Origin of the sequence: Methermicoccus shengliensis DSM 18856, from assembly GCF_000711905.1 — an archaeon.
GTDB classification, from domain to species: domain Archaea; phylum Halobacteriota; class Methanosarcinia; order DSM-18856; family Methermicoccaceae; genus Methermicoccus; species Methermicoccus shengliensis.
The window spans coordinates 1-11,309 of record NZ_JONQ01000002.1 but is presented as its reverse complement, the minus strand read 5'-3'; the positions used below and the strand labels follow the sequence as shown (position 1 = coordinate 11,309).

The 11,309-nt window shown below is 56.4% G+C and carries 3 protein-coding genes; all 3 read right to left on the bottom strand.

The window, feature by feature from the left end; all coding sequences use genetic code 11:
* Window positions 1-445: 445 nt before the first annotated feature.
* Window positions 446-631, bottom strand: a complete 186-nt coding sequence (locus BP07_RS08685) for a hypothetical protein (protein ID WP_169736219.1) — start codon at window positions 629-631, stop codon at window positions 446-448.
* A gap of 232 nt (window positions 632-863) precedes the next feature.
* Window positions 864-4,040 (bottom strand): isoleucine--tRNA ligase, encoded by a 3,177-nt coding sequence (gene ileS, locus BP07_RS00175; protein ID WP_042684182.1) that lies wholly within the window; start codon window positions 4,038-4,040, stop codon window positions 864-866.
* A 183-nt stretch (window positions 4,041-4,223) separates the two neighbouring features.
* On the bottom strand, window positions 4,224-11,246 hold the full coding sequence (locus tag BP07_RS00170) for a CARDB domain-containing protein (protein WP_211247018.1): 7,023 nt from the start codon (window positions 11,244-11,246) through the stop codon (window positions 4,224-4,226).
* Between the last annotated feature and the right edge of the window lie 63 nt (window positions 11,247-11,309).

Genomic DNA, 11,309 nt, shown 5'->3' with positions numbered 1-11,309 from the left:
TGCACCCTTCGGGACGGTCACGAGCCCCGCATCCCATCGAACTCGTTATCCGATGGGCTACAAGACTTGGTATATTTAGCGGAGTATTTAAACTTAGCCACCTCCCCTTGCGTATCCCCCTCCGAAGGGGTCTTGCAAGCAACGGGAAGATAAAAACTGCTATCAACTGCATTAAGAGAACCTTTATGTCTCTCTGAAACTAGATCTCAATATCTTAGAAGAGCTTAAGCAAAGTGAAAGTCTGAGGGAGTTTCTTGGTATTAAAGAAAATGAAATCCAAAAAACTTTTTACATCTACTCTTTTCTTTCATGCCTAAAAATACTTGGCACCAAATTGGTTGTCGTGATAAGATATTCGTCTGTCCCCCATTAACTTTGGACGCTTTACTATTGCCTTAGTCTTTCACTTCACTAATCAATCGTTTTGAAATCTTTTTTCTAAATCTTAGAAGTAAGTCTCATCTCCAATCTCTTCCTGAATCTCTGCCAAGGTTGCAGGATCAAGCGATTTCTCTAAGACTCCAATTGTTTCTCTTAAAGATTTGAAAGCTTCTAACACCTCTCTTGGATTAATAAAGCTCTTGATTTCTTCGCTTTCAAGAACGCTCCTCAATTTTTCGGAGAGTTTCACTATACGATAAAACACCTGCTGAAGCTTGTGGAATTGATCTGAAAATAGAAAATGGTTGGGAAGATCTGATAAGAGAATTGACAAGGTTTACTTCCAACAACGCGAGGGCAGAAGTAATTTTTATTTTTTCATCTCACCAACAATAAGTCAACAGAACCACACAGCCAGAGCGTACGGTGAAAGCATCCTAAGGACTACACACCGTTTGACGGTGAGTGGTTGACATCCACACTCAGGCCGAGCTTGCCCTCGATATCCCTATCACGAGCGCAATGCCCTCCACATCCCACTCCCTTACGAGATGGCCTTCCACCTTCTGACAGTTGCCTATCTCGAGTGTGCTTGCCCTAACCTCTGAGGCAATGTGTTCCCTCCAGCCCTGAAGGAGGGACGCGATGCGGGCATCGTGAACACCCACCACCACCTCTATTGTTTCGAGTATGTCAAGCTGCATCTGCTTTCTCATGTCCTGAATGCGCCGTATGGTCTCCTTGGCATAGCCCTCGGCCTCTATCTCCTCGGTGAGGGCAGTGTCCACGTACACCACGCCGCCCTCGAACTCTGCCGCCTGCACATCATCTGGAACCACTGGTTCCAAGTCCACCATATCGGGTGTGATCTCGAATCGCCTTCCGTCCATCTCTATGGTGCACCCACCGCCAGAGAGGCCCTCTCTTAGCGTGTTTCCATCCATCCTGGAGAGAAACTGCATCACTCTTCCAGCATCCTTGGTGTACGCTGGGCCTATCACAGCGGGCTTGGGCAGCACCCTGAAGCTCAGTCTGCCCCACACCTCGCCCACATCGAGCACTCTTATCCTCTTGGCGTTGGTCTGGGCTCTCAGCACCTCATTCAACCTCTCGCATGCCCGCCCGACCTCCTCAGTTGAGGGGGAGATTACAATCTCCCTCACGGGCCACCTCAGCTTTCTTTTTGCCCTCTGGCGTGCACTGGACACTGCCTCCGTGATCTTGCGCACGATACTCATGTCCCTTTCGAGCTCCAAGTCCATCAGGGCACTGTCTGGCGTGATGTAATCGCACATGTGCACGCTCTCTTGAGCATCAGAGCTCACCCCCCTCACGAGGTTCTGATACATCTCCTCTGCAATGTGGGGCGTGAATGGTGCGAGCATGTTTGCAAGCCCAGTGAGCACTGCATACAGGGTGGCATAGGCAGCGAGCTTGTCTGGGTCGTCTGCCTCCCTCCATGTTCTGGGCCTTACGAGCTGGACATACCATCTCGAGAGGTCCTCGAGCACAAAGCTCACGAGCGCCCTCGCGCTCTTGTGTAGGTGATAGCTATCCAGACCCTCCCTGACCTCCTTGGCGGTGGTGTGAAGCCTCGAGATGACCCACACGTCCTCCGGCCGCATGTGCTCTCGCATACTCTCGAGGGTGCATGTGGTGGGGTCGAAGCCATCCATCACCATGTAGGGCAGGGGAAAGCGGTAGGTGTTCCACAGCACGTTCAACGCCCTGTAGATGTTCGACACCTCATTCCACGAGAACTTCAGGTCATCCCAGGGGGCATTGGCATACAGCACGTACAACCTCAGGGTATCTGCTCCAAACTTCTCCACGACGTCCTCTGGCTGAACCACATTGCCCAGCGACTTGGACATCTTCCTGCCCTCATCGTCAAGCGTGAAGCCATGCATGAGCACGGCCCTGTATGGGGCCCTTCCAAATGCCAGCATGGAAGCCCCAAGCTGGGAATAGAACCAGCCCCGCGTCTGGTCGTGTCCCTCGGTGATGAAATCGCTGGGCCAAACCCCATCGAGGCTCTTTCGGACGGATGGAAAGCGGTGGGTTGCCCAAGAAGCAACGGCCGAATCGAACCACACATCGAACACATCCTCCACCCGATGCATCACTCCGCCGCACTCGCACGAGAGCACCACGTGGTCAACAAAGGGTCGATGCATGTCTATCTCGCCATCCAGCTGCGCAAGCCTCTTGAGCTCCTCCTGAGTGGCCACCACCCTTCTTGCCCCACAGCGCTCACACTCCCATATGGGAAGGGGAATGCCCCAGTACCTCTGTCTTGAGATACACCAGTCCCTTGAGTTCTCTATCCAGTCCCTAAACCTCGCAGAGCCCGCCCATCTGGGCGTCCATTCCACACCCTCGATCTCCTCGAGCATCCTGTCCTTCAGACGAGTGATGCTCACGAACCACTGCTCTGTTGCCAAAAACAGAATTGGGGACTTACACCTCCAGCAGTGTCCATACCTGTGGGTGATGGTTTCTTCCGCAAGCAGCAGCCCTTTCTCCCTTAGATGCTCTATGATCAGTGGGTCAGCATTCTTGACATACAGCCCCTCGTACACCCCAGCCTCGCTGGTGTATGTGCCATCCTCCCTAACTGGGCAGAACACTGGAAGCCCGTTGGAGAGCCCGAGTTCGAAGTCCTCCAGCCCATGCCCGGGTGCCACGTGCACGCATCCAGTGTTCTCCGCGCTCACGAAGCTGGCCGCATACACCCTGTGCTCGATCTCCCTCTGGGCTGGCACCTCCTCAGCGAGGGGGTGCTCATATTGCATTCCCACGAGCTGTCTGCCGAGCACACTCTTGAGCACCCTGTATCCCTGATATCTCCCCTTCCTCAGCACGTCCTCCACGAGGGAGCTCATCATGATCAGAGTCTCTTTTCTGCCATCCTTCTCTGCCTCCACCCAAGAGTACTCTGCATCTGGGTCGACTGCCACCGCTATGTTGGCAGGAATCGTCCATGGGGTGGTCGTCCATATCACGATGAATGCCTCGGGCTCATCCTTGAGCCTGAACTTGATGTACACCGACGGGTCTGTCTCATCCCAGTACTCCACTTCCGAATCCGCTATGGCCGTCTCGCACCTTGGACACCAGTTCACCACCCTCAGCCCCTTTTCCACAAGACCCTTCTCGAATGCCCTTGCAAGCGTCCACCATGCGGCATCCATGTACTCGTTGGTGAGCGTCATATAGGGGTCGTCCCATCTCATCCACACGCCAAGCCTCTTGAACTGCTCTGTCATGGCATCCTTGTTCGCAAGGGCAAAGCTCCTGCACGCCTGTGTAAACCTGTCCACACCATGCCGCTCGATGTCCTTCTTGCTCCTAAAGCCCAGCATCTCCTCGACTTTCACCTCGATGGGCAGCCCATGCATATCCCATCCCGGACGGTCCTGGACATCGTATCCACACATCGAGCGGTATCGCAAAATGACGTCCTTTATGATTTTGTTCCATGCGGTGCCGAGGTGTATTCGCCCCGTCGTGTAGGGGGGTCCATCCACGAAGTTGAAGGGCTTTCCCCCTCTCCTAAGAGCCCTCGTCTTCTCGTATGCCTGAGTCTCCTCCCAGAATGCCTGCACCCTCCGCTCGAGGGCCATGGGCTCGTACTGCGAGACAACCTCCCTGAACATGACGCATCCACCTATGGGTCAGCCGCAGATGCCTCTGCAAGCAGCGTGCATCTACCAATATTCCCTCTTATTAAAGCTTTTAGCATTCTCCGCTAATGCATCTGGATTCGGCATCTTCGCTCCCATAAAGCGACGTCTTAACGAGCAAAAAAGAGAGGGGTGCATGATGCTGATGCACCCTGCTCATCGTGTGCGCCTTCCCACAAGGTAGACGATGGCGAGCAGCGCCCCTATGGCGAGGATTGCCTCAAACCCAGGTATGCCCGTCTCGGTGGGTGTTGGAGTTGGAGTCGGGGTTGCCACGACTGCCTTTTGTGCCACCACGGAGAACACCGAGAAGCCCGGAGTCTCTGCGCTGAAGTAATAGTACTCATCATCCTCACCAGTCTGGTCTGTGGGGAGAGCCTCCCACTGACCGCTTGCCTCGTTGTAGTGCTGCAGCGCTGTGGTGGCCGGGTCGAGCCCGTTGTCCACGAACCAGCTCCTGGGTATCTTGAACTCCACCTTCGCCTTGTCCACCGTCCCCTCTGGAAGCGTGGTGTCTATGCTGATGTAGCCATACACGCCCATGCTGGATGCCAGCTCTGGCTGCGTGGCGGCTATGGAGAGCACCACGTCTGGTACGCCCGCTGGAGGCTCGGCGGACTGCTCCACCACCACCTCCACGTTCTCTGCTGGTGTGTTCACATCCAGCTCAATCTTCGTGACCTCTGTCTGCATGAACTCCACAACCGCCGGAGCCTCTGGGCTCACACTGGACAGCACCTTCCTCTCTTCCACTGGCTGAATCACTGGAGTCACCACTGGAGTGGCTGTTGCCGTGGGTGTCGGAGTCGGCGTTGGGGCTGGCGTTCCATATATGTCTGGCCTTGCGCCAGCTCCACCTCCAGCAGAGGGCAGCGATACTGTGAACGTCACTGAGGCCGAGTTGAGGTTGTACAGCCCATCGCGGGCATACACGTACACCGTGTGCTGACCGCGGCTGAGGGTGAGGGTGGTGACGAGCGATGTGCCACTGACCGGAGTGCTGTTGGCTCCATTGTCCACCCTGTACCATATGGTGGCGCTCTCGCCCACAGTCACGTTGAGCTCCACAGTGCTCGTGGTATATGTGGTTGGGGCTGGCGAGTGTATGGTGATGGTGGGCCCTGTGGCATCCACCGTGAAGTTGACAGTGGCCGAGCCCATGTTGCCCGTGCCCTCAGTCATTATGTCGTACGCCCTCACCACCACTGTGTGGGCACCACCGGTGAGAGCGAGTGTGGTCTGGGCACTGGTGGTGGAGGTGCCAAACTGTGTCCAGCTTCCATTATCCACCGAGTAGTAGAAGTCAGCATTCTCATTCGCCGTGGCGCTCAGCACCACCGAGCTGTTGGTGGTCTGACCTTCAGCTGGAGTGGTGATGCTCACGGTGGGTGGCGTGGTGTCCACGATGAACGACACGTTCCGCGTCTCCACATTGCCCACGCTGTCTTTCGCATACACGTTGAGCGTATGGGTACCCTGTGAGAGACCGCTCACAGTGGTGCTGAGGGGTGCGCTCACGGGCGTGCTGTTGGTTCCGCCATCGATGTTGTACCACATCTGGCTCACAGAGTCGTTGGCATACGCCTCTATCCAGATGGTGCCGTTGTACCTGCCGTTCGCCACTGGCTTGGTGATCGTGATGCTCGGACCCTGCGTGTCCACTGTGAAGGTCACGGAAGTGACGTTGAGGTTGTTTGCTGTGTCCTTCGCATACACATATACAGTGTGGGTGCCATCGGTAAGCCCTGTCATCGTTGCATTGAGCGATGTGCCACTGACCGGAGTGCTGTTGGTGCCGTTGTAGTTGTACCATATCGATGCGGGCTCGTTGGTGCTCACGCTGAGCGGCACCGAGGTGCTTCCATAGGTGGTTGTCGTCGGGCTGTTCACAGTGATTACCGGTGCCACGGTGTCCACTGTGACGTTCACCGTTGCCGTGCCGACGTTGCCACCCATATCCCGTGCATACACAGTGATGTTATTCACACCCTCGCTCAGGCTCAGCGTCGTGCTGTAGGTGGTGGTGGAGTTAACAACCGTTCCCGTATTGCCATTGATGGTGTACCACATGTCCGAACTCTCGTTGGACGTGGCACTCAGGTCTATGGTGGAGATGTTGTACACCCCAGCCGTGGGCGATGTGATGCTCACCACTGGCGTTCCGATGTCTCTGAACGTGATGTTCACATAGGAATCACCGCCCACGGCGCCCTCGAGATACAGCACGCTGCTGGTGTCGTTGTACCAGATGGGGGATACACTCGTGTTGTTGAGCTGTGCATCCACGAACACCACGTCGTTGCCTGCGGGCTTCTCCATCGCCACCGTGACCACACCCCCAGTGGTGGTGAGGGTGGTGTTGTAGTACATCCAGCCGCTGTCATTGGTAAACGTGGCAGGCAGCGTTCTGGTGGATGAGTTGTTCTCGAAGAACACGGCCTGTGGCTCATCCATTGTCGTGTAGAAGGTTGCGGTGTAGTTTGCAAGCTGGCCTGGCACCACCGAGATCCGTGAGAGTACCGGGAGATATCCCGCAGAGGTGAAGTTCAGAGCATAGTCTCCCTCGAGGGTGGTATTCGTTATAGTGCCAGTGCCGCTCTGCACACCACTCTCGTTCCATCTCAGGGTGGCGCTCACTGCGCTGGCACTCTCGTTGACCAGCCTGAAGGTCACGTCATCGTAGCCCTTGACGTAGATGGAGCTGTTGTTCTCCGCGATGAGGCTCGGGTTGTACATCGGTGCCACCTTCACATTGGTGAGGCTCTGCATACCAGCGGCGTTGTATGTCAGGTTGAAGTAGTAGCTCGCCCTCTCGCTGGCGTTCACGACCTCTGGGTAGATGTACAGCATGCGTGTGGTGCTGTTGTACATGTAGTTGGCAACACCAGAGTAGCTGGTGTTGGTGAACCACACTATGGTCTCGTTGGTGAATGTGGCGTTGGTCGGAATGGGCACCTCGAGGACGAGGGTGACGATGTTGTCGGTTGTGTTGATGTTGGTGATGGTGGCGTTCACCCTCACCTTTTCGTTGACCACCGTATCGGGTATTGCAGGTGCAAGCGACGCATTTGCAGTGGTTGCATCGTGGTACGTGATGTTGAGGAAGAACTCATCTGCCAGCGGGTCGATGAATTCAGCGGGCACACTGGCAATCGCCTCCCTCTTGGGCACCGTCTGGCTCACGCTCACACCCACGAGGGACGTACCCGTGCCTGTCTGGTACACCGTAACGGTGTGGTTGCCCGCACCCAGCGGTGAGCTGGAGTTCGTCCGCTCACCCCACAGCGGTATCGTAGCCTTCGGGTTGGTATTGGTGAGGTGCACAGTGGTCACGTTGGTACCATCGATACCCACCGTGATGTTGAGATCTATGGTACCGCCCGGTATGATTGTCTTCGTGAGTGCATTGATGACCACCGCGGAGGACTTGGTGTATCCCCACGAGCCATCGGACTGATATATGCCGTAGAGATACTTTCTACCGTCGGCAATCGTTGTGTTGCTGGAGTCGAGGCCGGTGGCGTTGAGTCCGAGCAGTGCATAAGCCGTGGCTTCGGTGTATACTCCGACTCTGGAATAGCTGTGGCCAGCCACATCCCTCGAGACCGGATAGAAGCTTCCCTTCTTGGCGTAGCGGCTCACGTCAGAGCTGAGCTGGTGTGCCACGAGCCATGCGGTGGCGTTGGTTATCGCATTTTGCACCTGTGTAGTGTTGTTCACCCAGTTGGTGTTGTTATTGCTCGTTGCCAGGAGATAGAGCACCAAGCCAGTGGTGTACGCATTGGACTGTGTGTATGCTGTGGAGCCAGTTGGCTTGTCGCCCCATCCACCGTCGCTGTTCTGCGTGGAAAGGAGGTAGGCAAAGCCCTTGCTGATGGAGGTGTTGATGGCGCTCTGGTTGGTGGCGTCGGCGTATGGCACGCACTGCATGAGCGAGCGCAGCACCCACGCGGTCATTGTATTGTTGGAGCGCAGGTAGTCGCTGCCCCTTCCTGTCCACGAGCCGTCTGCGTTCTGCTGGCTCACGAGCCACATCGCGCCCTTGTCCAGCAGGGTGTCATTCACCGAGACGGTACCGATGGTGCTGTAGTTAACGGTGCTCATCCTCACGCTCGACAGGGCATAGAGGGCATATGTCGTGAAGTATACTGAGTCCGGCGAGTACGGCCCGCCCCACATGCTCCACGCACCATTGGCCTTGGGCTTGAGTGCACCATACTGCAGCCTCTGGACGCCTCTCGCCACTGTGGAGTTGAGCGAGCTGTTGTTCGCAGCATCGAGATAGCCATAGTTGTCATAGTACTCGGCAATCCTGAGGGCTGCAATCAGCGGGCTTGCAGTCTGCTCCACACACCCGTGTGGATAGCCCCTGAGGTACGTAAGACCCGTGAGCATCCTCTGCAGACCGCCCGCAATGATGTCTATCTTGCCGCTCTGGTCAAAGGTGGTGACGTTGAACACCTGATAGGTCATGTTCTTGCTCTGCGTGTTCTGCAGTGTGGTGGAGTTATCGTCCTTCACCTCCACCGTCTGCACGATTATCTGAACTGGTCCATGCGGGCTGTATCTCGTACCATAGGGGCTGACGTTCCACTGGGCATCTGTGGTGCTGATGGTGGCACTCTTACCATATGCCTCAAAGGTCATGGTCATGTTGTACAGGCCAGCCACATCACCCTTGCACAGCCAGTACACCGTATCGTACGGGCTGCCACGGGTATACGCCCGCTTGGTTGCATGGTACACCGTGATGCCAGAGGCCGGGTCAACCGTGAGCGTGGCATTCACATACCCGGGTGCCGTGGTGTTGAGCCTTGCTCCCACACGGAAGTACCTGCCTTCATACACACCATAGGTCGGGTATATCATATACCATGCATCGATGCTGTACTCCCTCACTCTGATGGTACGCGTGTACACGTTGTTGGCTGGATAGGGGTCGGTGGTGTTACTGTGGCTCACCACCGCGGTGAGCGTGTACGTGCCTGGAGCACTGGGTGTCCATGAGATACTGTACGTCCTGCTTCTCCACGCACCCAGTGCGGCCACTGTTGTGCTGAGGAGGGTGGTGTTGGTGGAGCCGTCATCCACGTACACCGTGAGGGTCTCATTTCCTGCGGGGAGGCCCCCATAGTTTCTGACAGTCGCCCTAATGCTGGTCGGCATGTTGAGGGCTGCACTGCTTGGAGCATAAACGTATGTCCTGAGGTCGCTGTATGTGGCATACACATACCTGGTGATGTTGTTGTTCGCGTTGGTGGTCTCGCTTATTGCATCATCGGGGTCGACTGCCACCCGCAGGTACTTTGTGCCAGCACTCGCCGGAGTGTAGCTGAAGCTCACCGTCCGGGTGTCACCAGCGGTCATCGAGGCGATGGTAGTGGTGGCCACCTGCACATACCTGTAGCCCACGCCCGAGATGTACCTGCGCTCATACAGGCCAACGAGCACGTTGTTGACGCTGGCATGCTCGCAGCGCACTGTTGCGTTCACGGTGGTCGCAGTGTTGAGGGGAATCCTGTATGGGACACTCACACTCTGAGCCACGAGGTCCGGCACACCCGTCACGCTCATGCTATGAGTATCGGCGTTGTCGCTCTCGTTGGTCTCGACGAGCTCATTGAGCGAGTCGGCCATGCTGGTTATATTGTATGCCCCAGTGCTAATGGGTACCCACGTAAAGCTCACCGTGTGGCTCTCTCCGGGCGCAAGGGCAGGAACTGGCCTGTCGGCAAGCTTGGCACCGTTAACGAGGAAGCCAGCATGGCTTGCTGGAGCGGTGCCCTGACCGTTGTTGGTGATGTTTGCATTGAGCCTAAGGGTGGTGCCAGAGGTCACCGACGATGGGCCAGTTGCGGATACCACCTGCTGTACCTCGAGGCTCGATACAAGGTTTGGCTTTGGCAGGGAGACGTTGAAGGTCACGCTGGTGGAGTTGAAGTTACCAGCCGCATCGTTGGCATACACATACAGCACATAGGTGCCATCTGTGAGCCCAGTGAGGTTGGTGTTGAGCGGGGCGCTCACGGGCGTGCTGTTGGCTCCACCATCCAGCCTGTACCACATCATGCCGTTCTCATTCAGGCTGGCGCTCAGTGGAACAGTTGAGGTGCTGTAGGTGGTGGCCGTGGGCGAGGTTATGGTGATGGCTGGTGGCGTGGTGTCCACCGTGAAGCCCACACTGGTGGAGTTGAGGTTGCCAGCCCTATCACGGGCATACACCGTGATGCTGTGGGCACCCTCGCTAAGACCACTTATGGGCACCGCTATGCTGGTGCCGTTCACGGGCGTGGAGTTGGCACCACCATCCACCTGATACCATATGGTGGCGAGCTCATTAACGCTCACGCTCAGCGCCACGGTGCTGAACCTCGTGAGAGAGCCATCGACAGGCGAGAGAATGGTCACCACGGGTGGATGGGTGTCCACCGTGAAGTTCACAGTATCATACCCGACGTTGCCAGCGGCATCGCGGGCATACACTGTTATGGTGTAATTGCCGTCCTCGTACAAGGACAGAGGCTCAGCCAGCACATCAGTCTCGACGGGCGTGCTGTTGACTCCGTTAATACTGTACCACACCTGTGCAACCTCTGAGATTGTTGCATTGAGCGAGATGTTATAAGTGGCGTAGTATGCACCCTCAACGGGTGAGGAGATCGACACCGTGGGCGGCGTGACATCGACGCTCACATTTCTAATCTCACTTCTGATGTATCCCGCCTTCTCTGCCCTGAGAGCATATGTGCCAGAGGCGAGCGCAAGGGAGAGGTTGCCGTTGGCATCGGTGGTGCCGGCTGGAGCGCCATCCACGAACACCGTGGCTCCAGCGAGGGGCAGCCACGTGGAGACTGTGTCATTGAAGTAGAGAACACTCACGTTGAATGGCGAGCGCGTGGACGAGGGGGCAACCAGCTCGAGCGGATAGAACGGATAGTACTGGCCGGTGGCAAACAGCACGTACTCCCCACCGGTGAGGCTGTACTGGTCAACAGAGTCCCATGGGGAGGTATAGTTCACCCTGTACTGCACCCACGAGTCGCCGTTGATGTCCGTGACGTAGAGTCCATAGGCAGAGGAGGATATGTTGTACGTGAAGCCCGAGCGGTTTGCTGCCTCCACGAGCGCACCGAGGGCGGTTGGGTGGTCTATGAAGTGGGGAACACCCGAGGTGTCCACCACGGTGCAGTTCGGTGGGACGGTGATGGTGCCGTTGAAGAGTGTGGTGGTGTTGGACTCCAC